Raw genomic sequence first — 24,658 nt, 5'->3', positions numbered from 1 at the left:
TCGCTGTGAGCGATCGCCCGCGGGGAGCGTCCGGCCGGCGTTCGAACGGATCGGCTGCGCGAAGGAGGAGGGACCGGGCATGCTCGGCGCATGAGACGGCGACGTGGCGTGACGGGTGTCGGCGTGGCGGCGATCGCGGCGGCGGTCGCCCTGACGGCCTGTGGGGAGCAGCCGCCCCTCCCGCCGGACGCGGCCGCCACGCCCACGACGTCCGCCACGCCCAGCACGTCCGCCCCGCCGAAGGCCGAACCGCGCGCCGACGAGGTACTCGTCGAGGTGAACGTGAGCGGCGGTCTCGCCGGCGTCGCGAACCAGCTCCTGGTGTACGGCGACGGCCGCTACACGCTCCGCCAGGGCCTCACCTCTCCGCGGCGGCGCGAGGGCCGCATGAAGCCGGCCGAACTGGCCCAGCTGCGCAAGGCGTTGGAGTCTCCGCAGTACGCGGCGGTGCCCGCACGGGTGGACGGCGGCGTGGTCCACGACGGGTTCCAGTACGTCGTCTCGTACGACCACCGGGTCGTCGTCGCCGGTGACGGCGCCCGACCGAAGGCCCTGGACCGGGTGTTCGCCGCGCTGCCCGAGGGCGGCCCGCCGACGGGTACGTAGATATTCCGGTTCGGCCCCGCCGCCCGGTCCGGCAGGATGGCGGGGCAGCCCGTACCCGAGACACCGTCACGGAGGGACCATGTCCAGCCCCGTCACCCTCGACCGGCGCGAGGGACCGTACGGAGAGGTCGTGCTGCGCCGGCGCGACGAGCACTTCGAGATCATCGCCAACGGCACGTTCCTGATGGACACGTCCGACGGCCGCTCGGAGCGGCTGCTCGTGGACGCGGCGCGCGACGCGCTGCCCGCCGACCGCCCCGCCCCCTCCGTCCTCATCGGCGGCCTCGGCGTCGGCTTCTCCCTCGCCCACGCCGCCGCAGACCCCCGCTGGGGCCGGATCACGGTCGTCGAGCGCGAGGCGGCGATCATCGACTGGCACCGCACCGGCCCGCTCGTCCCGCTCTCCGCCGCCTCGCTGGCCGATCCGCGAAGCGCCGTGCTGCACACCGATCTGGTCGCCCACCTGCACACGAGCGCCGAGACGTACGACGCGCTCTGCCTCGACATCGACAACGGACCGGACTGGACCGTCACCGAGGACAACCTGGGTCTTTACTCTCCGGCCGGTCTTGCCGCCTGCAAGGACCGGTTGAACCCCGGCGGCGTGCTCGCCGTGTGGTCCGCGCAGCCGTCCTCCACTTTCGAGAACTCGTTGCGGAATGCCGGATTCAACGGGGTAAGAACCGAAGAGATCCGCGTTGCCCGAGGCGTTCCCGACGTGGTGCACCTCGGCGTACGACCTGCGTAGCCGGGACGAGGTAACTGCCTTTACGCTGCTGAGCGACAACGTACGGATCACTGCCGCAAACGGACCGGCAGCACGAACCACAGCACACGCGGCAACGCGACAGGGGCGGGCGATGGAGCAGACACACACCACTCACAACGGTGCGGCGGCCACCCCCGGTGCGCAGCGTCGGGTACTCGTCGTCGAGGACGACGCCACGATCCTGGACGCTGTCTCGGCGCGGCTGCGCGCCGAGGGCTTCCTGGTGCAGACCGCGTCGGACGGCCCGGCCGCGGTGGACGCGGCCGAGGCCTGGCAGCCGGACCTGATGGTCCTGGACGTGATGCTGCCGGGCTTCGACGGCCTGGAGGTGTGCCGCCGCGTGCAGTCCCAGCGGCCGGTCCCGGTCCTGATGCTCACGGCACGGGACGACGAGACCGACATGCTGGTCGGCCTCGGGGTCGGCGCGGACGACTACATGACGAAGCCTTTCTCCATGCGGGAGCTGGCCGCCCGGGTGCACGTGCTGCTGCGCCGGGTGGAGCGGGCCGCGCTGGCGGCGGTGACCCCGCGCAGCGGGATCCTGCGACTGGGCGAGCTGGAGATCGACCACGCGCAGCGCCGGGTCCGGGTGCGGGCCGAGGACGTCCACCTGACGCCGACCGAGTTCGACCTGCTGGTCTGCCTGGCGAACACGCCGCGCGCGGTGCTCTCCCGGGAGCAGCTGCTCGCCGAGGTGTGGGACTGGGCTGACGCCTCCGGCACCCGGACGGTCGACAGCCACATCAAGGCGCTGCGCCGGAAGATCGGTGCGGAGCGCATCCGTACCGTGCACGGCGTCGGCTACGCGCTGGAGACCCCGGCGTCATGACCCTGCCGGGCCGTCCCGGCGCGCACGGCGGCCGCCGGATCGTGATCTCGATCAAGACGAAGCTGGGGGCCCTGGTCGTCGGGGCGGTCCTGCTCACCTCCGGTCTGGCCCTGGTGGCCATCCGGACGTCCACCGAGTTCCGGTACATCACGATCTTCGCGATGATCGCCACGCTGCTGATCACGCAGTTCGTGGCGCACGGCCTGACCGCCCCGCTGGACGAGATGACGACGGTGGCGGGCTCGATCTCGCGCGGCGACTTCGGCAGACGGGTGCAGGGCGCGGACCGGCGCGACGAGCTGGGCGGGCTGGCCCGGACGATCAACCGCATGGCGGACGACCTGGAGGCCGAGGACCAGCACCGCAAGGAGCTGGTGGCCAACGTCTCGCACGAGCTGCGCACGCCCATCGCGGCGCTGCGGGCGGTCCTGGAGAACGTGGTCGACGGGGTCTCGGAGGCCGATCCGGAGACCATGCGCACCGCCCTGAAGCAGACCGAGCGGCTCGGCCGGCTGGTGGAGACGCTGCTGGACCTGTCACGGCTCGACAACGGTGTCGTCACGCTCAGGGCACGCCGCTTCGAGGTCTGGCCGTATCTGTCGGGGGTGCTGCGGGAGGCCAATCTGGCGGCCTCGCAGCGCGGGCTCGACTCCACCTCCGGACTGCACAACCGCACCGACGTCCATCTCCACCTGGACGTCTCGCCGCCGGAGCTCACCGCGCACGCGGACGCCGAGCGATTGCACCAGGTGATGGCGAACCTGATCGACAACGCGGTGAAGCACTCCCCGGCGCACGGCCGGGTCACGGTACGGGCCCGGCGCGGGCCGTACGCGGACTCGGTGGAGCTGGAGGTCGAGGACGAGGGCCCCGGCATCCCGGAGTCGGAGCGGCACAAGGTCTTCGAGCGGTTCAACCGGGGCGCGGCCCCGGGTCAGGGCGGCGAGGGCAGCGACGGCGGCACCGGGCTGGGTCTGGCGATCGCCCGCTGGGCGGTGGATCTGCACGGCGGCCGTATCGGAGTGGCCGAATCATCACGCGGCTGCCGTATCCGAGTCACCCTCCCGGGCAGCCTTCCGGCGTGATGTTGACCGCGAGGTTGACGTAGGGTCGAACCGGAAGCACGCGTTCTGCGTGATTGCGTGCGGAGGCTCCTGTTTGATGTGTGAGCAGGAGCTGCACTGTACGTGGCCACGTGATGGCCAGAGTGTGAGCAGGGCTGCGGGCCGGATGCGGGCGCGGCCGCGGTTCTTCGTACCCTCACAGAGGCGGAACCACGGTTGTTTCCCGCCATTCACAGCGCCGAAACACCTCGTCAAGTGTGACTTGCGCGACGTTGGAGCGCCTGGCCTGCACCTCCCGGCCGGGGAGGCGTAGCCTTTATTTCCGCTGTCCATCACCTTGTGAAGCGGAAGAGGGCGGTTACCGCCGTGTCGTCTCAGTCCCCCAGTACCCCGAGTACCTCCACCGACCAAGACGGGCAGGGTCAGAACCCTGCGACCGCCTTCGGCGCCAATGAGTGGCTCGTCGACGAGATCTACCAGCAGTACCTCCAGGACCCGAATTCGGTCGATCGTGCCTGGTGGGACTTCTTCGCCGACTACAAGCCCGGTTCGACGGAGGCTTCCGCCGCGCCGCAGGTGAGCCCCGCACAGGCCACACCTGCCGCCCCCGCCGCGCCTGCCGCTCCGGCCCCGGCCGCCACTCCGGCTCCCGCCGCTGCCGTCCCGGCCGCCAAGCCGGCTCCGGCCGCTCCGGCCGCCCCGGCTCCGGCTCCCGCCCCGGCGAAGCCCGCCGCCGCGCCGGCGAAGCCCGCCGCCGCGCCCTCTGCTGCCGCGAAGGCCGCCCCGGCGACCCCGGCCGCCGACGGCCCGGAGCTGATCACGCTCCGCGGTCCCGCCGCCGCCGTCGCGAAGAACATGAACCTCTCGCTGGAGATGCCGACGGCCACGTCCGTCCGCGCCGTCCCGGTGAAGCTGCTGTTCGACAACCGGATCGTCATCAACAACCACCTGAAGCGCGCCCGGGGCGGGAAGATCTCCTTCACCCACCTCATCGGCTACGCCATGGTGCAGGCGATCAAGGCCATGCCGTCGATGAACTACTCCTTCGCGGAGAAGGACGGCAAGCCGACGCTGGTCAAGCCGGAGCACGTGAACTTCGGTCTGGCCATCGACCTGGTGAAGCCGAACGGCGACCGCCAGCTCGTCGTCGCCGGCATCAAGAAGGCCGAGACGCTGAACTTCTTCGAGTTCTGGCAGGCCTACGAGGACATCGTCAAGCGCGCCCGCGTCGGCAAGCTGACGATGGAGGACTTCACCGGCGTCACGGTCTCCCTGACCAACCCCGGCGGCCTCGGCACCGTCCACTCCGTGCCGCGGCTGATGCCCGGCCAGTCGGTGATCATGGGCGTCGGCTCGATGGACTACCCGGCCGAGTTCCAGGGCACGAGCCAGGACACCCTCAACAAGCTCGGCATCTCGAAGGTCATGACGCTCACGTCGACCTACGACCACCGGGTCATCCAGGGTGCCGCCTCCGGCGAGTTCCTGCGCATCGTCTCGAACCTGCTCCTCGGCGAGGACGGCTTCTACGACGAGGTCTTCAAGGCCCTGCGCATCCCCTACGAGCCGGTCCGCTGGCTCAGGGACATCGACACCTCGCACGACGACGACGTCACCAAGGCCGCGCGGGTCTTCGAGCTGATCCACTCCTACCGGGTCCGCGGCCACGTCATGGCCGACACCGACCCGCTGGAGTACCGCCAGCGCAAGCACCCCGACCTGGACATCACCGAGCACGGCCTCACCCTGTGGGACCTGGAGCGGGAGTTCGCGGTCGGCGGCTTCGCCGGCAAGTCGATGATGAAGCTGCGCGACATCCTCGGCGTGCTGCGCGACTCGTACTGCCGCACCACCGGCGTCGAGTTCATGCACATCCAGGACCCGAAGCAGCGCAAGTGGATCCAGGACCGCGTCGAGCGCGCGCACTCCAAGCCGGAGCGCGAGGAGCAGCTGCGGATCCTGCGCCGGCTCAACGCGGCCGAGGCGTTCGAGACCTTCCTGCAGACCAAGTACGTCGGTCAGAAGCGGTTCTCCCTGGAGGGCGGCGAGTCCGTCATCCCGCTGCTCGACGCGGTGCTCGACTCCGCCGCCGAGGCCCGCCTCGACGAGGTCGTCATCGGCATGGCCCACCGCGGCCGTCTGAACGTCCTGGCGAACATCGTCGGCAAGTCGTACGCGCAGATCTTCCGCGAGTTCGAGGGCAACCTCGACCCGAAGTCGATGCACGGCTCCGGCGACGTGAAGTACCACCTGGGCGCCGAGGGCACCTTCACCGGCCTGGACGGCGAGCAGATCAAGGTCTCGCTGGTCGCCAACCCCTCGCACCTGGAGGCGGTCGACCCGGTCCTGGAGGGCGTCGTCCGCGCCAAGCAGGACGTCATCAACAAGGGCGGCACGGACTTCACCGTCCTGCCGGTCGCCCTGCACGGCGACGCGGCCTTCGCCGGCCAGGGCGTCGTGGCCGAGACGCTGAACATGTCGCAGCTGCGCGGCTACCGCACCGGCGGCACGGTCCACATCGTGATCAACAACCAGGTCGGCTTCACCGCCGCCCCGGAGTCCTCGCGTTCCTCGATGTACGCGACCGACGTGGCCCGCATGATCGAGGCGCCGATCTTCCACGTGAACGGCGACGACCCGGAGGCCGTGGTCCGCGTCGCGCGGCTCGCCTTCGAGTTCCGCCAGGCGTTCAACAAGGACGTCGTGATCGACCTCATCTGCTACCGCCGCCGCGGTCACAACGAGGGCGACAACCCGCAGTTCACCAACCCGCAGATGTACAACCTGATCGACAAGAAGCGTTCGGTGCGCAAGCTGTACACCGAGTCGCTGATCGGTCGCGGCGACATCACCCTCGAAGAGGCGGAGCAGGCGCTCCAGGACTTCCAGGGCCAGCTGGAGAAGGTCTTCGCGGAGGTCCGCGAGGCCACCTCGGCGCCGGCCCCGGTGCTCGTCCCGGACACCCGCGCCGAGTTCCCGGTGGCGGTGAGCACCGCGATCTCCCAGGAGGTCGTGAAGCGGATCGCCGAGTCCCAGGTGAGCATCCCCGAGCGGATCACCGTCCACCCGCGTCTGATGCCGCAGCTGCAGCGCCGCGCGGCCTCGATCGACGACGGCACGATCGACTGGGGCATGGGCGAGACCCTGGCCATCGGTTCGCTGCTGATGGAGGGCACCACGGTCCGGCTCGCCGGCCAGGACTCCCGCCGCGGCACCTTCGGCCAGCGCCACGCGGTCCTGGTCGACCAGGAGACCGGCGAGGACTACACCCCGCTGCTCTACCTGACCGAGGACCAGGCCCGCTACAACGTCTACGACTCGCTGCTCAGCGAGTACGCGGCGATGGGCTTCGAGTACGGCTACTCGCTGGCCCGCCCGGACGCGCTGGTCGTCTGGGAGGCCCAGTTCGGCGACTTCGTCAACGGCGCGCAGACCGTCGTCGACGAGTTCATCTCCTCCGCCGAGCAGAAGTGGGGCCAGACCTCCGGCGTCACGCTGCTGCTGCCGCACGGCTACGAGGGCCAGGGCCCGGACCACTCGTCCGCCCGCCCGGAGCGCTTCCTCCAGATGTGCGCGCAGGACAACATGACGGTCGCGATGCCGACCCTGCCGTCGAACTACTTCCACCTGCTGCGCTGGCAGGTGCACAACCCGCACCACAAGCCGCTGATCGTCTTCACCCCGAAGTCGATGCTGCGTCTGAAGGCGGCGGCGTCGAAGGCGGAGGAGTTCACCACCGGCGGCTTCCGCCCGGTGATCGGCGACGAGTCGGTGAACCCGACCGACGTCCGCAAGGTCGTCTTCTGCGCCGGCAAGGTCTACTACGACCTGGAGGCCGAGCGGCAGAAGCGCGGTGTCACGGACACTGCGATCATCCGCGTGGAGCGCCTGTACCCGCTGCCGGGCAAGGAGCTGCAGGCCGAGATCGCCAAGTACCCGAACGCCGCGAAGTACATCTGGGCGCAGGAGGAGCCGGCGAACCAGGGCGCGTGGCCGTTCATCGCGCTCAACCTGATCGACCACCTGGACCTGGCGGTCGGCGCGGACCTGCCCCCGGCGGAGCGGCTGCGGCGCATCTCGCGTCCGCACGGCTCCTCGCCGGCGGTCGGCTCGGCCAAGCGCCACCAGGCGGAGCAGCAGCAGCTGTGCAACGAGGTCTTCGAGGCGTAAGCCCGGAGGTCACGGCCAGGCCCGGAGGCCCGGTACCCCCGTCGGGGGGACCGGGCCTCCGGCCTATCCTGGTCGCATGTACTTCACGGACCGTGGCATCGAGGAGCTGGAGAAGCGGCGCGGCGAGGAGGAGGTCACCTTCGAGTGGCTCGCCGAGCAGCTCCGGACCTTCGTCGACCTGAACCCCGACTTCGAGGTGCCGGTGGAGCGCCTGGCGACGTGGCTGGCGCGGCTGGACGACGAAGACGACGACGAGTAGGGCCGAGTAGGGGCCCTAGCCGGCATCCGCGGTTCTGAGGCGGTCGTAGGCCAGGCCCAGGAGGCCGTCGGCGACGAGCAGCAGCCCGGCCGCGGTCCAGCCGCCGCTGCGGCGGGCGATCCCCCAGACGGTGAGCGGGAGTCCGGCCGCGATCAGGCCGGCCGCGAGGGCGCGGGCCCTGGGCCCGTGGAGCAGGTACGGGCCGAGGGGTCCGGCCTCGACGACGTCGAGTTCGGTGCGGACCGCCTCCCTCCAGCCCGACCAGGCGAGCTCCTCCGCCCCGACGGCTTCGGCGGCGGCCCGGAGGGCGTCGGCGGAGTCGCCGGGGCCGAGCCCGGGCGGCAGGGCCAGCCCGGCGCGGGCGAGGACCGCGGTGAGGCCGAGGAGCCGGGCGCGGGCGTCGGCGTCCGGGTCGGGCGCGGTGAGGGGCTCCAGGGCCTGGACGTCCAGGACGGGGTCGAGCGCCAGCCGGTTCGCGAAGGTGCGCATCGCCTCGTCCTCGCCCGCCGGGGTGCCGTCGGCGAGCCAGGTGTACCCCACGGGTCGGCGGAAGCCGGAGGCGAGCGTGAAGCCGGCGCGGTCGGCGTCCCACCAGAGCCCGAGGACGGGCCAGGTCGCGCCGACGGCGAGCGCGGTGGCCCAGCCGGTCACGACCCGGTCGACCGGCTCGCCGCCGTCCAGCCAGGGCTTTCCCTCGGGCACGAGGACGCTCCAGTCCGTCCCGGCCTGGGCGAGCAGCAACTGCTCGCGCAGGAGCTGGGCGGGCCCGCGTACGGCGGGCGGTGCGGCACGGCAGAGCAGGAGCGCGTTCACGCACCACACGCTAGGTCAATTTGTCGCGGTATGCGGGCGTATGGGGAGTGACCGCGTGCCGCCGGGCCTTGACGGCAACGGCTCGCGATATATCGTGCTTACGTGAGACGCGATATGTTGCGTCACGCCACGACACGGGAGGTCAGCCGATGACAGAGTGGTCCGTCGCCGAGCCCGGAGAACTCACGCCGGCGGAGCCCGTACGGCATCTGAAGATCCGCATCGTCAACGGCGCGGTCAACGTGGTCGGGACGGACGAGGCGGCCGCCCGCGTCGAGATCGCGGAGCTCGAGGGCCCGCCGCTGATCGTGACGCAGGAGGGCTCGACGCTGACGATCACCTACGCGGACCTGCAGTGGAAGGACCTGCACTGGAAGGGCCTGCTCAACTGGCTGGACCCGAAGGGCCGGCGGCGCCGGGCGGTGGTCTCGGTCGCGGTCCCGGCGGGCGCGGACGTCGAGGTCGGGACGGTCGCCGCGGAGGCGGTGATCTCCGGGATCCGGGGCCGGACGGACGTACGCGGCGTCTCCGGCGACACGACGCTCGTGGGGCTGTCGGGCCCGGTGCGGGCGGAGAGCGTCTCGGGCGGTCTCGAGGCCCAGTCGGTGACGGGCGCGCTGCGCGCCCACTCGGTGTCGGGCGACGTGACGCTGGTCGAGGGCGCGGGCGCGTCCGTGAGCGCGGAGACGGTGAGCGGGGCGCTGGTCATCGACCTGGATCCGCACCGCCTGGACGGCCCGCCCGCGGACATCCGGCTCAGCAGCGTCTCCGGCGAGGTGGCGATCCGGCTCGCGGACCCGGACGCGACGGTGGAGGCGAGCACGTCGGGCGGCTCCGTCGCCAACGCCTTCGAGGACCTGCGCGTCGCGGGCCGGTGGGGCTCGAAGAGCATCACCGGCACGCTGGGCTCGGGCCGCGGCTCGCTGAAGGCCACGACCGTCTCCGGCTCGATCGCGCTGCTGCGCCGCCCGGACGAGACCCCTCACGAAAAGGTGCTGTGACATGCCCCCCGTCTTCGCCCACGGCCGGCTCCGCCTCTACCTGCTGAAGCTCCTCGACGAGGCGCCGCGGCACGGCTACGAGGTGATCCGGCTCCTGGAGGAGCGCTTCCAGGGCCTGTACGCCCCCTCGGCGGGCACGGTCTACCCGCGGCTGGCCAAGCTGGAGGCCGAGGGCCTGGTCACGCATGCCACGGAGGGCGGCCGGAAGGTGTACTCGATCACCGAGGCGGGCCGCGCGGAGCTGGCCGGCCGGGTCGGCGAACTCGCTGACCTGGAGCAGGAGATCCGCGACTCGGTCTCCGAACTCGCCGCGGAGATCCGCGCCGACGTGCGCGGCGCAGCGGGCCGGCTGCGCAGCGAGATGCGCGCGGCGGCCGGCACGCAGACCCGCCAGGCCCGCCGGCAGGCCCAGGAGTTCCAGCGCGTCGCCAAGGAGGTCCAGGACCAGGTCCAGTCCCACTTCATCGCCGGCGACTGGCCCACGGGCGTCCGCGAGGGCCTGACCGAGCTCACCACCCGGCTGTCGGGCCTCCTCGACGCCCCGGGCACGCCGTGGGCGACGCCCCCGGAGACCCCGGCGGCGGACGAACCCGGGACGGCCGGACGGAAGGACACGGCCGAGCGAAGCGAGATGGGGGTCCCCCCGGACGGAGTCTGGGGGAGGAACGACGCGGCCGGGCGATCCGGCGCGAAGGCCCCCGCCGAGCCCGTCTGGGAGCCCGACATGGCCGACAGCGGGGATCCGCTGCGGGACCTGGACCGGCTCCTGGACCGGTTCCGGGACGACGTACGGGACGCGGCCCGGGACCACGGGGTCGACGCCGAGCAGTTCGCCGAGGCGCGGGCGCAGCTGGGCGTCGCCGCCGGGCGGCTGCTCGGGCTGCTGCGGCGGTCAGGCTGAGCGCTGGGCGACGGCCTCCTCCACGGACGCGTACGTCACGCCGTGGTCGGCCAGGGCCTCGGCCACGACTCCCCCGCCCGTGGTGAGCGCCAGGAGGATGTGCTCGTCGCCTATCTCCCGGTCCTTGCGGGCCAGGGCCGCCCGGAGGGACCTCTCCAGGACGGTCTTGGCCCCCTTGGTGAAGGACGGCCGGCCGAACCGTCGGCCGGCGTCCTTGCCGTCGCCGGCCAGCGCGCCCGCGCCGTGGGTCTCCTCGACCCGTGCCACGACCGCGCCGACGTCGATGCCGAGGTCCGCCAGGGCCTCGGCGTCCGCGCGGGACAGGCCCGCCCGCCGCCGGGCGTCGGCGAGGTCGGCCACCAGGGAGGCCCGGCGGTCCGGCGGGCACAGCTCGCCCAGGGCCGCCGCCGCCCGCGTACCGTCCCGGTCCAGCAGGGACAGCAGCAGATGCTCCTCGGTGACGACCGCCGCGCCGTCGAGCTCGGCCCGCTCGACCGCCCCCTTCACCACGGCCCGCGCGGCCTTCGTGAACCGTTCGAACATCACTGCCTCCCGTACTTCTTGTGGACGGCCTGACGGCTGACCCCCAGTTCGGCCGCGATCTCCTGCCACGACCAGCCCTGGTTGCGCGCACTGCGCACCTGGACGGCCTCCAGCTGTTCCAGCAGTCGCCGCAGCGCGGAGACGGCCCGCAGTCCGACCCGGGGGTCGCGGTCGCCCGCCCGCGCGGCGAGCTCGGTCGCATCACTCATGCTGTCAACCTACGTTGACAACACCCGCGCGTCAACCTTGGTTGACACTGACCACCACGCGAGCCCCCGGCACCGCGTACACCCACACCCGCTGCCCCTTCCGGACGGCCGCCGCCCTACCCGTCACCGAGACCTTCCACTCGCCTTCCGGAAGCGCCAGTTCGGTGACGCGGGAGCCGCGACGCCCGGCGGCCTCGTACTCCAGGCGGTAGGCGCGGGCCGCCGGGTCGTACGCGGCGGAGCGCACCCGGCCGGCGACGGCCTCCGCGTACGGCTCGGCGGTCAGCTCCTTGTTCGTACGGAAGGCCCCGGTCGCGTCCACGGCGCAGTAGCCGCCGCCGTAGCACCATTCCCAGCCGGTCCAGCCGGAGCTGTAGCGGCCGAGCGAGGCCATGGCCTCGCGGTAGAAGCGGTTCATGTTCGGCAGGGAGTTGTTGAGCGGCCCCCACTCCCCAACGATCAGGGGCACCTTGTACTCCTTGGCGTACCGGGTGACCGCCGCCTCGTAGTTCTCGATCCAGCGGGCCGAGGGGTCGTAGTCGCCGCCCGCCTCCATGGCGCCGTTGTAGAAGTGCGGGGCATAGACCACCTTCGGGTCGTCGATCCTCCCCAGCCCCGTGGGCACCCCCTCGCCCACGATCGGGGTCGGCTCGACGAAGATCCAGTTGTCCCGGTCGACCTGGCGGATCGCGTCCGCGATCCGGTTGTACATCGGGGTGATCTGGTCCCGTTCGATGCGCCGCGCCGCCGTCGCCAGGTCCTCGCCCTCGCGCATCTCGCCCATCGGCTCGTTGATCGGGTCGTAGCCGAACACGGCCGGGTGGTCCTCGAAGCGGTCGGCGAGCACCCGCCACATGCGGGCCTGGGCGCGCTGCAGGTCCTCGTCCTCGTACAGGTGGGTGAAGGCGCGCTGGACGGCGGGCTCGAAGTACTCGGAGAACCAGTCGTCGGGGTGCTTCTTGAAGGGCAGCCCGTCGGTCCTGGTGGCCCAGGCGGGGATGCCCCGCGACTCGAACGCGGGCCCGAAGATGTCCTGGTGGGCGTCGAGGATGACCTTGACGTCGTGCTTGGCGGCCCAGTCCAGGACCCGTTCGATCTTGCGGAGGTAGGCCTGGCTGTACTGCCCGGGGCGGGGCTCCAGGTCGTCCCAGAAGACCAGGAGCCGGGCCGTGTTGTAGCCCTTGGCCCGCATGTCGCGGAAATGCTTCTCGGTGATGGCGGAGAGGGCGGCGTCGCCGCTGTGCGCCTTGTCCGCGAGGTTCCAGCCGCGGAGGGTGACGACCCGGCCGCGTTCGTCGGTGAGGGCGGGTATCGCATCAACCCCGGTCTCCGCCCTGGCGGCGGTCGGGGCGAGCAGCGAGGCGACGACGAGGGTCGCCGCGAGGGTGGTTCGCAACAAGGAGGACCTCCGGCACGACAAAGTGAGTGATGTTCACGTTTCGCGTGCCGGAGATCCCAGCAGGTCAACTGACCGGTATCAAGGGGTCGTTCACGAGGTCTTCAGAACGATCTTTCCGAACAGGTCGCCGGACTGAAGCTTCTCGAAGCCCTCCCGGGCCCGGTCCAGCGGCAGCACCTCGTCGATCACCGGCCGCAGCCCCGTCGCCGCGCAGAACGACAGCAGGTCCTCCAACTCGTCCTTGGAGCCCATCGTCGAGCCGACGACCTTCAGTTCCAGGAAGAAGATCCGGGTCAGCTCGGCGTGCGCGGGCCGGTCGCCGCTGGTCGCGCCGGAGATCACCAGCGTGCCGCCGGGCCGCAGCGACTTGACCGAGTGCGACCAGGTGGCCGCGCCGACCGTCTCGATGACCGCGTCCACCCGCTTCGGCAGCCGCGCGCCCGGCTCGAACGCCTCGACCGCGCCGAGTTCGAGCGCCCGCTTGCGCTTGGCCTCGTCGCGGCTGGTGGCGTACACCCGCAGGCCGGCGGCCTTGCCGAGGGCGATCGCGGCGGTGGCGACGCCGCCGCCCGCGCCCTGCACCAGGACCGAATCGCCGGGCCGCACGCCCGCGTTGGTGAACAGCATCCGGTACGCGGTCAGCCACGCCGTCGGCAGACAGGCGGCCTCCTCGAAGGAGAGCTCCTTCGGCTTGGGCAGCACGTTCCAGCGCGGCACGGTCACCCGCTCGGCGAAGGTGCCCTGGTAGTGCTCGGTGAGGATGGAGCGCGGCTCGTCCGGCCCGACGCCGTGGCCGCTCTGGCCGATGACGGAGTGCAGGACGACCTCGTTGCCGTCCTCGTCGATGCCCGCGGCGTCGCAGCCGAGGATCATCGGCAGCTTCTCCTCGGGCAGGCCCACACCGCGCAGCGACCACAGGTCGTGGTGGTTGAGCGAGGCGGCCTTGACGGTGACGGTGGTCCAGCCGGGACGCACCTCGGGTTCCGGGCGTTCGCCCAGCTCAAGGCCGTTCAACGGCTGATCGCGGTCGATTCGGGCGGCGTAGGCAGCGAACATGGCCCGAGCCTAGGGCGACGCCGGTGGGCGAAGGAACCGCGCACCGGTGTGACGCACGTCCCCCCGTACGCCAGAAGAGCCCGACGTACGCCCGAGGGGCCCCGACCTGATCCAGGTCGGGGCCCCTCGGGTGCGACGGACAGCCGGGTCAGCGGCGGGCGACGCCCTCCGCGCGCGCGGCGGCGGCGACCGCGGCCGCGACGGCCGGGGCGACCCGCTCGTCGAACGGCGACGGGATCACACAGTCGGCGGCGAGCTGCTCGCCCACCACGTCCGCGATCGCGTTCGCCGCGGCGATCTTCATGCCCTCGGTGATCCGGGAGGCCCGGACCTGGAGGGCGCCCGCGAAGATGCCGGGGAAGGCGAGCACGTTGTTGATCTGGTTCGGGTAGTCCGAACGGCCGGTCGCGACGACCGCGGCGTACTTGTGCGCCACGTCCGGGTGGACCTCGGGGTTCGGGTTGGCCATGGCGAACACGAAGGAGTTCGGCGCCATGGACGCGACCGCGGCCTCGGGGACCGTGCCGCCGGAGACGCCGATGAAGACGTCCGCGCCGGCCAGAGCGGTCTCCAGGGAGCCGGAGAGGCCCGCCTTGTTGGTGAGCTCGGCGATCTCGCGCTTGACGTCGGTGAGGTCCTCGCGGTCCGCGCTGACGACGCCCTTGCGGTCGGCGACGGCGACGTCGCCGATGCCGGCCTCCAGCAGGAACTTGGCGATGGCCACACCGGCCGCGCCGGCGCCGGAGATGACCGCGCGCAGATCGCCCAGCGTCCGGCCGGTCAGCTTCGCGGCGTTGCGGAGCGCGGCGAGGGTGACGATGGCGGTGCCGTGCTGGTCGTCGTGGAAGACGGGGATGTCGAGGCGCTCCTGGAGCTTGCGCTCGATCTCGAAGCACCGCGGCGCGGAGATGTCCTCCAGGTTCACCCCACCGAAGGACGGGGCGAGCCGGACGACGGTCTCCACGATCTCGTCGGTGTCCGTGGTCGCGAGCGCGATCGGCACCGCGTCGACGCCGCCGAACTGCTTGAACAGGATCGCCTTGCCCTCCATGACGGGGAGCGAGGCCTCCGGGCCGATGTCGCCGAGTCCGAGCACCGCCGTACCGTCCGTCACGACGGCCACGACCTGGGACTTCCAGGTGTAGTCGTTGACGAGCTCGGGCTGCTCTGCGATAGCGCTGCACACCTTGGCGACGCCGGGTGTGTACGCGAGGGACAGGTCGTCCTTGTCGCGCAGGGGCACGGTGGCCTGAATGGCCATCTTGCCGCCGCGGTGCAGGGCGAAGGCCGGATCGAAGGGCTCCTCCTGAGTCCCTTCCGTGTCCGTGCCGCTCGCACTGCGAGGGTTGACGATCTCCGCTGCCATTGGGTTGACCCCTTAAGTCTTCTTCATTTGAGGGTGGCCACTCCTGGTTGAGGAGGGGTGGGCGGGTCCCGCGGCCGCCGTGTCTGGCAGCCGCGCGGGCGCGCCGCACAACGCGCCCTGAGCCCCGGATGAGGGGTGTAAGGATCCTTCTTACCGGACGAACAGCACCGCAGACGAGTCCATTCCGGCTCGGTGACGAGGCTCATAGACGCGCGACACGGTCACTCGGAGGGCCGACTGGTCACCGAATGTCCGGACAGATGCCTGAGCAAACCGAATTACGCACTTCGAGACGTCCGAATGGCGAGATCAACGGGAGATTTTCCGGCCTGATGGAGCAATCCCCGGAGAAGGTCCGGCCTTGTCAGGTGGGGTGGCCGAGGTTCGGGGGTCGCCCGTTATCCGATTTTGACATTTGTGCCCCCCTGAATCGGGCAGTCCGAATGGCAAGATGCGGTAATCACACGAGGTCGCGACACTCGAAGGTGCGTGCGCGGCCTAGGCAACTCCCGAACACGCCGGAGGAACCCGACCATGACCGCAAGCACCACGCGCAGCACGACCGCCGCGAAGACCCGGACGTCCCGGATTGCCGCGGTCGCCGCCATCGCGGTCGCCGGCTCCATGCTGCTGACCGCCTGTGGCGACCAGACCGAGGGCGCGAACACGCCGGCGGACGGCACGAAGTCCGCGGCCGGCTCCTCCGCGCCGCTGTTCTCCAAGCTGCCCGCCGACATCCAGAAGGCCGGCGTCATCAAGGTCGGCACGGACGCCACCTACGCCCCCATGGAGTTCAAGCAGGGCGAGAAGATCGTCGGCGTCGACCCGGACATCGCGGCCGCGCTCAGCAAGCAGCTCGGCGTGGACTTCACGTTCGAGAGCGGCACGTTCGACACCCTGCTCACCGCGCTGCCGACCGGCCGCACCGACATCGTCATGTCCTCGATGACGGACACCAAGGCCCGCCAGGAGGGCCTGGACGACAAGGGCAACAAGACCGGCACCGGCGTCGACTTCGTCGACTACTTCACCGCCTCCACCGGCATCCTGGTGAAGAAGGGCAACCCGGAGAACATCAAGTCGCTCGACGACCTGTGCGGCAAGAAGCTCGCCGTCCAGCGCGGCACCACGTACGAGCAGGCCGCCAAGGACCAGGCCGAGAAGTGCAAGAAGGACGGCAAGCCCGCCCTGACCTTCGAGTCCTTCCCGACCGACGCCGAGGCCCAGACCCGCGTCAAGGCCGGCGGCGCCGTCGCCGACCTGAACGACTCCCCGGTCGCCGCGTACATCGCGCAGACCGCGGGCGGCGGCAACGACTTCGAGGCCATCGCCAACAAGTCGGACGCCGGCTTCTTCGGCATCGCCGTCGACAAGAAGAACACCCAGCTGCGTGACGCGCTGAAGGAAGCGCTGGACGCGATCATCAAGGACGGCACGTACAAGACTGCCCTCGACAAGTGGAACGCCGGTTCCGGCGCCATCCCCGCGGCCAAGATCAACGGCGGTTCCTGATCACTCCCCCGCGTCACTGAAGGGCAGTCGTTGTGACTGACAAGCTCGACAAGGTCCCGGACGGGGCGGGCTCCGCCCCGTCCGGGCTCCCCCCGGAGGCCATCAAGGCCATCCCGGTCCGCCACTACGGACGCTGGATCGCCGGCGTCGTGGTGGTCGCCTTCCTCGCACTGGTGGTCTACGCCTTCGCGCAGGGCGACGTCCGCTGGGCGACGGTGCCGGAGAAGCTGTTCGACCCCAGCATCCTGACCGGCCTCTGGCACACCATCCTCATCAGCGTCCTCTCGATGGCGCTCGGCCTGGTGCTCGGCGTGCTGTTCGCCGTCATGCGCCTGTCGAAGAACCCGGTGACCAGCACGGTCGCCTGGCTGTACATCTGGATCTTCCGCGGCACGCCGGTGTACGTGCAGCTGCTGATCTGGTTCAACCTCGCCCTGATCTTCCCGATCTTCAACATCGGGTTCTACAAGGACGAGATGACGGACGTCATGACCCCGTTCCTGGCCGCCCTCCTGGGCCTCGGCCTGAACGAGGGCGCGTACATGGCGGAGATCGTCCGGGCCGGCATCCAGTCGGTCGACGAGGGCCAGACCGAGGCCTCGCACGCGCTCGGCATGACCCAGGGCAAGACCATGCGCCGGGTCGTGCTCCCCCAGTCCATGCGGGTGATCATCCCGCCGACGGGGAACGAGTTCATCAACATGCTGAAGACGTCGTCGCTGGTCGTCGCCGTCCAGTACCAGGACCTGTTGCGCAGTGCCCAGGACATCGCCTCGACCTCGTTCGCGGTGATGGAGATGTTCTTCGTCGCCTCGATCTGGTACCTGGCCCTGACCTCGGTGTTCAGCGTCGGCCAGTACTACCTGGAGCGGCGCTACGCACGCGGTTCGCTGCGCTCCCTGCCGCCCACGCCCTGGCAGAAGGTGAAGGCGAACCTGCTGTCCCTGAGGTCCGAATCGCGCGGAGGTGCGGCATGACCCCCATGGTGAAGGCCGAGGGCGTCCACAAGTCCTACGGCCCCGCGCACATCCTCAAGGGCATCGACCTCGAGGTGAACAACGGCGAGGTGTTCTGCCTGATCGGCCCGTCCGGTTCCGGCAAGTCCACCTTCCTGCGGTGCATCAACCACCTGGAGAAGATCAACGCCGGCCGGCTCTACGTCGACGGCGATCTGGTGGGCTACCGCCAGAAGGGCGACAAGCTCTACGAGCTGAAGGACAGCGAGGTCGCGGCGCAGCGCCGGGACATCGGCATGGTCTTCCAGCGCTTCAACCTGTTCCCGCACATGACGGCGCTCGAGAACGTCATGGAGGCGCCGATCCAGGTCAAGGGCGAGGCGAAGGCCGTGGCGCGCGAGCGGGCGGCGGCGCTGCTCGACCGGGTGGGCCTGGCCGACAAGGCCGGGAACTACCCCACGCAGCTCTCCGGCGGCCAGCAGCAGCGCGTCGCCATCGCCCGTGCGCTGGCGATGGAGCCGAAGCTGATGCTGTTCGACGAGCCGACCTCGGCGCTCGACCCGGAGCTGGTCGGCGACGTCCTGGACGTCATGCGGGACCTGGCCGAGTCGGGCATGACGATGGTCGTCGTCACGCACGAGATGGGCTTCGCCCGTGAGGTCGGCGACTCGCTGGTCTTCATGGACGACGGCGTGGTGGTCGAGTCCGGCCACCCCCGCGAGGTCCTGACGAACCCGCAGCACGACCGGACGAAGGCGTTCCTGTCGAAGGTGCTGTAAGACGCGCATGAAGGGGCGGTACGGGCATGGCGCCCGTACCGCCCCTTCGCACGTACCGCCCCTTCGCGCGCGTACCGCGCTACTTCACGGCCAGCAGCAGCGTGTCCGACGGGGAGCACCAGACCGGGCGGGCCTCGGCGAAGCCGGCGGCGCGCAGGGTGTCGGCGTGCCATCGGGCGGAGGGCATGTCGCCGTCGGCGTGCTCGCCGTAGATCTCGTAGCGGCGGGCGGTGGGTTCGGCGAGGACCGGGTCCTTGGCGGCGAGGGCCCACCAGTCGGCCCAGTCGAGGACCCCGGCGGCCTTCTCCTCGTCCATGCGGGCGTGCCGCTGGGCGCGCTCGGCGGCGTTGATGCGCGGGGTGGTCTCGTCGATCATGTGGTCGGCGTTCATGAAGACGCCGCCCTCCCGGACGAGCCCGGCGAGCTGCCCGTACAGCGCGGTGAGGGGCTTCTCGTGGAGCCAGTGGAGGGCCGTGGCGGTGAGCACGGCGTCGTACGGGCCGGACGGCAGCGCCTCGGTCCAGGCAGGGTCCTTGAGGTCCGCGGTCACGAACGTGACCCGCTGTCCCCCAGCTACCGCTGGGAGGTGCCCCCAGCCGGCGAAGGAGCCGCGGGCGATGGCGAGGAGCGCCGGGTCGAGGTCCACGCCGACGCTCGTCGCTCCCGGGAACCTCTTCAGGAGCCGGTTCGTGATACTTCCCGTACCGCACGCGAGGTCGAGGATCCGGGGCTCCGGCCCCACCAGGGCCTCGACCATGTCCAGCATCACGCGGAACCGCTCCTCGCGGTCCGGCATGTACCACTCCTGCTGGCGGTCCCAGCTGTCCTGCCAGGCCTGCCAGTCGGTTCCGGTCACGGCTGCGTCCGTCATGACTTCTGCTCCCTAGAACCTCGACGTTCGTAATACCCTCGAAGGGCAAGCGTCTCTTACCCCTCGCGTCACCGACCCTAGACCGTCGCAGTAAGGACTACAAGTGGAACTGGCCTATTACTCGGATTACGCCGTGCGTCTGGTCAACACCGAGGAGCCGGCCCGCAACAAGGACTCCCTGACCACGGTGGAGGCGGTCCGGGAACTGTTCGGCGCGGCCTCGCAGATGGCCCGCCGGGCGACCGACGCGGACGTCACCCGCTTCCGCTCGGTCCGCTCCCGGTTGCGCGCGGTGTTCACGGCCGCGGACGAGGGCGACCAGACCACGGCGGTGGACCTGCTGAACTCACTGCTCCTGGAGTTCCCGGTCAGCCCGCAGATCTCCGGCCACGACTACCTCGACGAGGAGGGCCGGCCGCGGTGGCACATGCACCTTGCGGACCACCCTTCGAACGCGACTGCGGGCTACGCGGCCATCGCGGCGATGGGGCTCGCCTTCCACCTGACGGAGTTCGGCGCGGACCGCCTCGGGCTGTGCCAGGCCCCGCCGTGCCGCAACGCGTACCTCGACACGTCCACCAACCGCTCGCGCCGCTACTGCTCCGACCGCTGCGCGACGCGCGCCAACGTGGCCGCGTACCGGGCCAGGAAGCGCCAGGAGGCGCAGGAGGCTCAGGCGGCCCGTGAGCGGCCCGAGAGCACCGGCCTGACGGCCGAGAAGAGCCAGGAGAGCAGCACGCCCGCCGACCGCTGACGCCCGGGCGTGACGGGCCGGTACCGGAGCCGTACACGCCCGAGCACCATTTCCGCGGGAACGACGCCGAACACCCGGCTGTCCCCCTCCGCGCCCGGGTTGTCGCCGAGCACCCACCAGCCGGCGCCCCGCCGCTCGGACAGCCGCTTGACGATGAGCAGGTCCTGCCGCAGCGGATGGCGCATCACCGCCACGTCACCGGGCCTCAGCGCACTTCCGTAGTGCACCAGCACCTGGTCGCCGTGGAGCAGCGTGGGCACCATCGAAGGCCCCGTCACCTCGGCGATCCCGAACGGCGTCAACGACTCCCGCCCCCAGCCCGTCATCCGGTACCTCCCGGTCCGATCGTCCACGAGTCCCATGCCGACCCTGGACTTTTGTCCTAAGCACCCGGGCCCCCTCGCGAAAAGAACCTTCTCACCGAGTAATCTCCCACTTGAGAAGACGATCACGAGGAAGGACAGCTGCATGCTTTCCCGCCTGTTCGCCCCCAAGGTGAAGGTCAGCGCCCACTGCGACCTGCCCTGCGGTGTGTACGACCCGGCCCAGGCCCGCATCGAGGCGGAGTCCGTCAAGGCCGTCCAGGAGAAGTACCAGGCCAACGAGGACGCGGACTTCCGCGCCCGCGCCATTGTCATCAAGGAGCAGCGCGCGGAGCTCGCCAAGCACCACGTCTCGGTGCTGTGGAGCGACTACTTCAAGCCGCCGCACTTCGAGAAGTACCCCCAGCTGCACCAGCTGGTGAACGACACCCTGAAGGCCCTCTCGGCCGCCAAGGCGTCCAACGACCCGAAGACCGGCGAGAAGGCTCTCGAGCTCATCGCCGAGATCGACCGCATCTTCTGGGAGACGAAGAAGGCCTGACCTTCCGAGATCTCCCCGCCTGCCCCGCAGGCAAGAACGGCCCGCCCGGATGCCCCCGGCCGGGCCGTTCGGCGTCTCCGGTTCACGCTGTCGGCGTAGGCCCTTGGCCCCGTCGGGGTCGGTGTGCGTGACTGGGACGGGATCGTATCCGCGTGACGTTCAGTGGGAGGCGGGCAATGGGGGAATCGCACGGGAGCAGCCTGTACGAGGCTGTCGGGGGGCGTGACGGGCTGCGGCGGCTGGCGGACGGGTTCTACGAGCGGGTGCTCGCGGATCCGCTGCTGGCGCCGGTGTTCGCGGACTTCACGGCCGCGCATGTGGAGCACGTCGCCGTGTGGCTCGGGGAGGTGTTCTCCGGGCCGGCGGACTTCACCGCGGAACTGGGCGGTCATCAGGCCCTGTTGCGCGCGCATCTGGGTCTCGGGATCACCGAGGAGCAGCGGGTGCGCTGGATGGAGCTGATGACCGCGACGGTCGAGAAGGAACTGCCGGACGACGCGCTGCTGCGCCGCCGGGTGATCGAGTACTTCGACTGGGGGACCCGGATCGCCAAGGACGTGTCCGCCTCCCCGCCCGGTACGGACCTCGGCGAGCCCGGACCCACGCCCCGGTGGGGGTGGGACGGTCTCGCCTGATCACCCGGGGGTGCCTAGACGGAGGCCGCCGTTCGGCCGGCGAACTCCGTGCCCGGGGGCAGCTGGCCGCGGAGGCGGTTCAGGGCCTCGTCGAAGTCGGCCCCGGCGAGGCCGGATTCGAAGGCCGCGCCGCCGTAGTGCAGGGTGAGGCCGAGGTCGGTGCGCTCATTGAGCGTCAGCAGGCAGCTCAGCGTGGCCTGTTGCACGGTTCCGTCGCTCACGACCAGAAGCGGCAGGTCCCACTCCAGTACGCAGCCGGTCAGCTCCTCCCCGGCGCCCCCGTCCGCGCGCAGCGAGGCGAAGCTCGTGCCCGCGTACTCGACTCCCCTGATGCGGGCGCCCACTTGGCCCCCGCCGACCGTGATGACGACCGCTTCCGCTCCACGGCGGTCCCGGTACCAGCCGGTCCATACTTCCGTCGACTCCGATGACATGCGCGGACTGTAGCGGGATCTCCGGTTCCGCGGCGCGGCCGGTCACCCCCCGGCCGGACTTCTCCCGGTCTCGTCCGTTGTGCCTGGTGAGGGCTGGGGGGCGGGAGCCTCGTCCGCCTGGGGTGCCGGAGCCTCGTGCGCCTCGCCGAGGTGCCCCTCCGTGCGCCGCTCGAACAGCTCGCACTCGGGGTTGCGGCACGGCTGCGCCACCCAGACCGGGACCCAGGCGCCCATGATCTTGTGCCGCTCCACGGCCGTGCCGACGGGCCGCCCGCAGGAGGGGCAGACCGTGTCGGACTCGGCGCCGGGGAGCGTACGGCGTCCTTCGCTGGCCATACCTACAGGGTAGGCGGGCCCCGGGGTCACCGCTTCCTGGTGTACGTACGGACGACCACGCCGTTCCCGAAGGTGCGGACCTCGTCCAGGACGAAGTCGCGCGGCTCGAAGGCCGCGCCGCCGAACATCGGCATCCCCGAGCCGTAGATCTGCGGGTACGACTTGATCACCAGCTCGTCGACCTCTTCGATCAGCTCGCCGGCCACCGTCGCGCCGCCGCAGAGCCAGATGCCCATGTCGCCCTCCTCGGCCTTCAGGGCGCGGACGCGGCCGACCAGGTCGTCGGCGATCAGTTCGACGTCGGGGCTCGGCGACTCCTTCAGCGAGCGGGTCGCCACGTACTGGCGCAGGTGCGCGTACGGGCTGGGGTTGCCCTCGTCCAGGGCGAGCCGGTACGAGCCCAGGCCCTGGATCACCGTGTCGAAGCGCTTGTTGGGTGCGTCGATGCCGAGCTGGTTCCGCGCCAGGGTCGGGACCGTCTCGGGGTATTCGGCGTTCATGAACGCCAGGTACTCCGCGTCGATGAACGCGAACATCGACGTGGCGTCGCCCTTCGGATCGCCGATGAAGCCGTCGAGCGAGCAGGCGACGTAGTAGGTCAGCTTGCGCAAACCGGGTCCTCTTTCGTTTCGGGACGGGCCGCTTCCCCGCGACCACGACAGCTATAGTGCTTCAGGTGTAGTGGTTATGCAAGGGATATTGTCCGCGAAGAAGTGGAACCAGGAGGTCCGGGTGGCTAGGAATCCCGAACGTCGAGCCGCGCTGCTCGACGCGGCGATCGAGGTGATGGCGGACGAAGGCGCCCGCGGGCTGACCTTCCGGGCGGTCGACGCCCGGGCGGCCGTGCCCACGGGCACCGCGTCCAACTACTTCACCGACCGGGACCAGCTGCTCTCCCAGGTCGCGGAGCGCATCTTCGTCCGGCTCACCCCGGACGAGGGCGCCGTCGACACCGCCATGGCGCCCGAGCCCTCACGCGAACTGGTCGTCGAGCTCATGCAGTGGCTCGTCCGGCGGATGACGGCGCAGCGCTCCTGCTACCTCGGGCTCTTCGAGCTCCGCCTTGAGGCCACCCGCCGCCCCGATCTGCGCGCGCGGCTCACCGAGGTGCTCCGCTCCGACCTCGAGGAGAACATCCGGCTGCACCTCACCGCCCACATGCCGGGCGACGCCGACACGGTCCGGCTGCTCTACTTCGCCCTCACCGGACTGCTCGTCGACCACCTCACGGTCCCGGGCATGCACGACGAGCGCGCGCTCGACACGCTCGTCGAGATGGTGGTGCACCGGGTCGTACCGGACGGGCCCTAGGCGGCCCGTCCTCAGCGGGTGCGCCGCGTCACGAACTCCGCGAGCGACAGCAGGTCCCCCGCCGCCTCCAGGTCCGGGACGGCCAGGGACAGCTGGTGCACCGCTCGGGCCATCCGGTCGGCCGCCTCGGCCTGCGCCCAGTCACGGCCGCCGGCCCGCTCGACCGCGTCCGCCGCCGCCCGTACGCCGGCCGCGTCCAGGGCCGGCTGCGCGTACAGGCCGGCCAGCTCCGCGCCGGCGGCCGTGCCCGAGGCGAGCGCGGCGACCACCGGCAGCGATTTCTTGTGGGCGGCCAGGTCCGCGCCGGCGGGCTTGCCGGTACGGTCCGGGTCGCCCCAGATGCCGATGAGGTCGTCGATCAGCTGGAAGGCGAGCCCGGCCTCCCGGCCGAACGCGTCCATCGCCGCGGCCTCGCGCTCCCCCGCGCCCGCGTAGAGCGCGCCGAGCGCGCAGGCGCAGCCGAGCAGCGCGCCCGTCTTGGCCGTGGCCATCGTCAGGCACTCGTCGAGGGTCACGTCCTGCGGCGGGCGCTGCTCGAAGGCGCAGTCCGCCTGCTGTCCGCCGCACAGTTCGATGACACAGGCGGCGAGCCGGGCCGAGGCCGCGGCGGAGGCCGGATGGCCGTCCTCAGCGAGCATCCGCAGCGCGAGCGCGAGCATGGCGTCGCCGGCGATCAGCGCGTCGGGGATGCCGAACACGGTCCAGGCGGTGGGACGGTGACGGCGCGTCGGGTCCTCGTCCACGATGTCGTCGTGGAGCAGCGTGAAGTTGTGCGCCAGCTCCACCGCGGCCGCCGCGCGCACCGCCGGGGCGGGATCGCCGCCGAGGGCCCGGGCCGCGGCCAGCACCAGGGCGGGGCGGATGGCCTTGCCGGCCTGCCCGGCGGCCGGGGTGCCGTCGGCGTGCTCCCAGCCGAAGTGGTACATCGCGACCCTCCGTATGGGCCCGGGCAGGGTCTCGACGGTGGAGCGGAGCTGGGGGTTGACGACGGTCCGGGTCTGGTCCAGAAGGGCCACGGCCGCCTGACCGTCGGTCGTGGCATGGGCGTGGGTCATGGTCACGGTCGTTTCCCTCACGACGGTCCGGCAGTGCGGGTGGGCGGCGCGGGCCGGCGGGGGGGGGGGGCACCCCGGCCCCCCCCCCCCCCCCCCCCCACCCCCCCCCGCGGGCCACGACGGTTGACCCCCCCCCCCGCGCGGCCCGGGCGCGGCCGGCCCCCCC

27 protein-coding genes are annotated in these 24,658 nt (G+C 71.2%); 15 read left to right on the top strand and 12 right to left on the bottom strand.

The window, feature by feature from the left end:
* Positions 1–90: 90 nt before the first annotated feature.
* From ACGFMM_RS05035 to ACGFMM_RS05010, 6 genes are all read left to right on the top strand, one after another.
* Positions 91–606, top strand: a complete 516-nt coding sequence (locus ACGFMM_RS05035) for a hypothetical protein (RefSeq protein WP_393643227.1) — start codon at positions 91–93, stop codon at positions 604–606.
* 79 nt (positions 607–685) lie between these two features.
* Positions 686–1,354 carry a spermidine synthase gene (locus ACGFMM_RS05030; RefSeq protein ID WP_393643225.1) on the top strand — a complete coding sequence of 223 codons (669 nt, stop codon included), beginning with the start codon at positions 686–688 and terminating at the stop codon, positions 1,352–1,354.
* Between the two features lie 112 nt (positions 1,355–1,466).
* Positions 1,467–2,204: a response regulator transcription factor gene (locus ACGFMM_RS05025; RefSeq protein ID WP_393643223.1), complete on the top strand. Its 738-nt coding sequence runs from the start codon at positions 1,467–1,469 to the stop codon at positions 2,202–2,204.
* Positions 2,201–3,289 (top strand): ATP-binding protein, encoded by a 1,089-nt coding sequence (locus ACGFMM_RS05020; RefSeq protein WP_393643221.1) that lies wholly within the window; start codon positions 2,201–2,203, stop codon positions 3,287–3,289. Before ACGFMM_RS05025 ends, ACGFMM_RS05020 begins: the two co-directional genes overlap by 4 nt.
* Before the next feature lie 345 nt (positions 3,290–3,634).
* The gene (locus ACGFMM_RS05015) at positions 3,635–7,438 is read left to right on the top strand and encodes a multifunctional oxoglutarate decarboxylase/oxoglutarate dehydrogenase thiamine pyrophosphate-binding subunit/dihydrolipoyllysine-residue succinyltransferase subunit (protein ID WP_393643219.1); all 3,804 of its coding nucleotides are present in this window, start codon (positions 3,635–3,637) and stop codon (positions 7,436–7,438) included.
* 76 nt (positions 7,439–7,514) lie between these two features.
* Positions 7,515–7,697 carry a DUF6104 family protein gene (locus tag ACGFMM_RS05010; protein ID WP_019075209.1) on the top strand — a complete coding sequence of 61 codons (183 nt, stop codon included), beginning with the start codon at positions 7,515–7,517 and terminating at the stop codon, positions 7,695–7,697.
* A gap of 15 nt (positions 7,698–7,712) precedes the next feature.
* Here ACGFMM_RS05010 and ACGFMM_RS05005 read toward each other — a convergent pair whose 3' ends face one another.
* On the bottom strand, positions 7,713–8,510 hold the full coding sequence (locus ACGFMM_RS05005) for a hypothetical protein (RefSeq protein WP_393643217.1): 798 nt from the start codon (positions 8,508–8,510) through the stop codon (positions 7,713–7,715).
* A 149-nt stretch (positions 8,511–8,659) separates the two neighbouring features.
* On the opposite strand from ACGFMM_RS05005, the gene ACGFMM_RS05000 reads away from it, so the two are divergent.
* Both ACGFMM_RS05000 and ACGFMM_RS04995 read left to right on the top strand, forming a co-directional pair.
* Entirely contained in the window at positions 8,660–9,511 is an 852-nt protein-coding gene (locus tag ACGFMM_RS05000; protein ID WP_393643215.1) for a DUF4097 domain-containing protein, read from the top strand.
* A 1-nt stretch (position 9,512) separates the two neighbouring features.
* Positions 9,513–10,412, top strand: a complete 900-nt coding sequence (locus ACGFMM_RS04995; RefSeq protein ID WP_393643213.1) for a PadR family transcriptional regulator — start codon at positions 9,513–9,515, stop codon at positions 10,410–10,412.
* Here the strand turns inward: ACGFMM_RS04995 and ACGFMM_RS04990 are convergent.
* From ACGFMM_RS04990 to ACGFMM_RS04970, 5 genes are all read right to left on the bottom strand, one after another.
* Positions 10,404–10,955, bottom strand: a complete 552-nt coding sequence (locus tag ACGFMM_RS04990; protein WP_393643211.1) for a Clp protease N-terminal domain-containing protein — start codon at positions 10,953–10,955, stop codon at positions 10,404–10,406. The genes ACGFMM_RS04995 and ACGFMM_RS04990 overlap by 9 nt on opposite strands.
* Positions 10,955–11,164 carry a helix-turn-helix domain-containing protein gene (locus ACGFMM_RS04985; protein ID WP_393643210.1) on the bottom strand — a complete coding sequence of 70 codons (210 nt, stop codon included), beginning with the start codon at positions 11,162–11,164 and terminating at the stop codon, positions 10,955–10,957. The genes ACGFMM_RS04990 and ACGFMM_RS04985 overlap by 1 nt, the downstream gene beginning before the upstream one ends.
* Before the next feature lie 31 nt (positions 11,165–11,195).
* Complete coding sequence (locus ACGFMM_RS04980) at positions 11,196–12,563, bottom strand: cellulase family glycosylhydrolase (protein ID WP_393643208.1); 1,368 nt, start codon at positions 12,561–12,563, stop codon at positions 11,196–11,198.
* Positions 12,564–12,653: 90 nt separating this feature from the next.
* Positions 12,654–13,619, bottom strand: a complete 966-nt coding sequence (locus ACGFMM_RS04975) for a zinc-binding dehydrogenase (protein WP_393643206.1) — start codon at positions 13,617–13,619, stop codon at positions 12,654–12,656.
* A 148-nt stretch (positions 13,620–13,767) separates the two neighbouring features.
* A complete protein-coding gene (locus tag ACGFMM_RS04970; RefSeq protein WP_393643205.1) occupies positions 13,768–14,985 on the bottom strand; it encodes an NADP-dependent malic enzyme in 1,218 nt (405 codons plus the stop codon).
* Between the two features lie 534 nt (positions 14,986–15,519).
* Between ACGFMM_RS04970 and ACGFMM_RS04965 the strand changes: the two genes are divergently transcribed.
* From ACGFMM_RS04965 to ACGFMM_RS04955, 3 genes are read left to right on the top strand one after another with little or no spacing between them, the layout of a single operon-like run.
* Positions 15,520–16,497 (top strand): ABC transporter substrate-binding protein, encoded by a 978-nt coding sequence (locus tag ACGFMM_RS04965; protein ID WP_393643203.1) that lies wholly within the window; start codon positions 15,520–15,522, stop codon positions 16,495–16,497.
* A 32-nt stretch (positions 16,498–16,529) separates the two neighbouring features.
* Positions 16,530–17,474, top strand: coding sequence for an amino acid ABC transporter permease (locus ACGFMM_RS04960; RefSeq protein ID WP_393643202.1), 945 nt, complete (start codon positions 16,530–16,532; stop codon positions 17,472–17,474).
* A complete protein-coding gene (locus ACGFMM_RS04955) occupies positions 17,471–18,232 on the top strand; it encodes an amino acid ABC transporter ATP-binding protein (RefSeq protein ID WP_393643200.1) in 762 nt (253 codons plus the stop codon). Before ACGFMM_RS04960 ends, ACGFMM_RS04955 begins: the two co-directional genes overlap by 4 nt.
* A 79-nt stretch (positions 18,233–18,311) precedes the next feature.
* On the opposite strand, the gene ACGFMM_RS04950 is transcribed toward ACGFMM_RS04955, so the two are convergent.
* Positions 18,312–19,103 (bottom strand): class I SAM-dependent methyltransferase, encoded by a 792-nt coding sequence (locus tag ACGFMM_RS04950; RefSeq protein WP_393643198.1) that lies wholly within the window; start codon positions 19,101–19,103, stop codon positions 18,312–18,314.
* Between the two features lie 103 nt (positions 19,104–19,206).
* Between ACGFMM_RS04950 and ACGFMM_RS04945 the strand changes: the two genes are divergently transcribed.
* Complete coding sequence (locus ACGFMM_RS04945) at positions 19,207–19,857, top strand: CGNR zinc finger domain-containing protein (RefSeq protein ID WP_393643196.1); 651 nt, start codon at positions 19,207–19,209, stop codon at positions 19,855–19,857.
* On the opposite strand, the gene sodX is transcribed toward ACGFMM_RS04945, so the two are convergent.
* Positions 19,776–20,183: a nickel-type superoxide dismutase maturation protease gene (gene sodX / locus ACGFMM_RS04940; RefSeq protein WP_393643194.1), complete on the bottom strand. Its 408-nt coding sequence runs from the start codon at positions 20,181–20,183 to the stop codon at positions 19,776–19,778. The two genes, ACGFMM_RS04945 and sodX, sit on opposite strands and share 82 nt — an antisense overlap.
* 142 nt (positions 20,184–20,325) lie before the next feature.
* Here sodX and sodN point away from each other — a divergent pair, with 142 nt between their 5' ends.
* Both sodN and ACGFMM_RS04930 read left to right on the top strand, forming a co-directional pair.
* A complete protein-coding gene (gene sodN, locus ACGFMM_RS04935) occupies positions 20,326–20,721 on the top strand; it encodes a superoxide dismutase, Ni (RefSeq protein ID WP_393643192.1) in 396 nt (131 codons plus the stop codon).
* Positions 20,722–20,897: 176 nt separating this feature from the next.
* Entirely contained in the window at positions 20,898–21,356 is a 459-nt protein-coding gene (locus tag ACGFMM_RS04930; RefSeq protein WP_393643191.1) for a group II truncated hemoglobin, read from the top strand.
* Between the two features lie 14 nt (positions 21,357–21,370).
* Here ACGFMM_RS04930 and ACGFMM_RS04925 read toward each other — a convergent pair whose 3' ends face one another.
* Genes ACGFMM_RS04925 through ACGFMM_RS04915 form a run of 3 tightly spaced genes read right to left on the bottom strand, consistent with a single transcriptional unit; the run spans position 21,371 to position 22,737 of the window.
* The gene (locus tag ACGFMM_RS04925) at positions 21,371–21,790 is read right to left on the bottom strand and encodes a DUF6304 family protein (RefSeq protein WP_393643189.1); all 420 of its coding nucleotides are present in this window, start codon (positions 21,788–21,790) and stop codon (positions 21,371–21,373) included.
* A 42-nt stretch (positions 21,791–21,832) separates the two neighbouring features.
* Entirely contained in the window at positions 21,833–22,126 is a 294-nt protein-coding gene (locus ACGFMM_RS04920) for a hypothetical protein (RefSeq protein WP_393643187.1), read from the bottom strand.
* A 26-nt stretch (positions 22,127–22,152) separates the two neighbouring features.
* A complete protein-coding gene (locus ACGFMM_RS04915; RefSeq protein ID WP_393643185.1) occupies positions 22,153–22,737 on the bottom strand; it encodes a dihydrofolate reductase family protein in 585 nt (194 codons plus the stop codon).
* A 121-nt stretch (positions 22,738–22,858) separates the two neighbouring features.
* Here ACGFMM_RS04915 and ACGFMM_RS04910 point away from each other — a divergent pair, with 121 nt between their 5' ends.
* A complete protein-coding gene (locus tag ACGFMM_RS04910) occupies positions 22,859–23,437 on the top strand; it encodes a TetR/AcrR family transcriptional regulator (protein WP_393643183.1) in 579 nt (192 codons plus the stop codon).
* A gap of 11 nt (positions 23,438–23,448) precedes the next feature.
* On the opposite strand, the gene ACGFMM_RS04905 is transcribed toward ACGFMM_RS04910, so the two are convergent.
* Entirely contained in the window at positions 23,449–24,492 is a 1,044-nt protein-coding gene (locus ACGFMM_RS04905) for a family 2 encapsulin nanocompartment cargo protein polyprenyl transferase (protein ID WP_393643748.1), read from the bottom strand.
* Between the last annotated feature and the right edge of the window lie 166 nt (positions 24,493–24,658).

This window comes from Streptomyces sp. NPDC048604, from assembly GCF_043199435.1.
Classification (GTDB): domain Bacteria; phylum Actinomycetota; class Actinomycetes; order Streptomycetales; family Streptomycetaceae; genus Streptomyces.
This window is presented reverse-complemented; position numbering and strand designations above follow the sequence as displayed.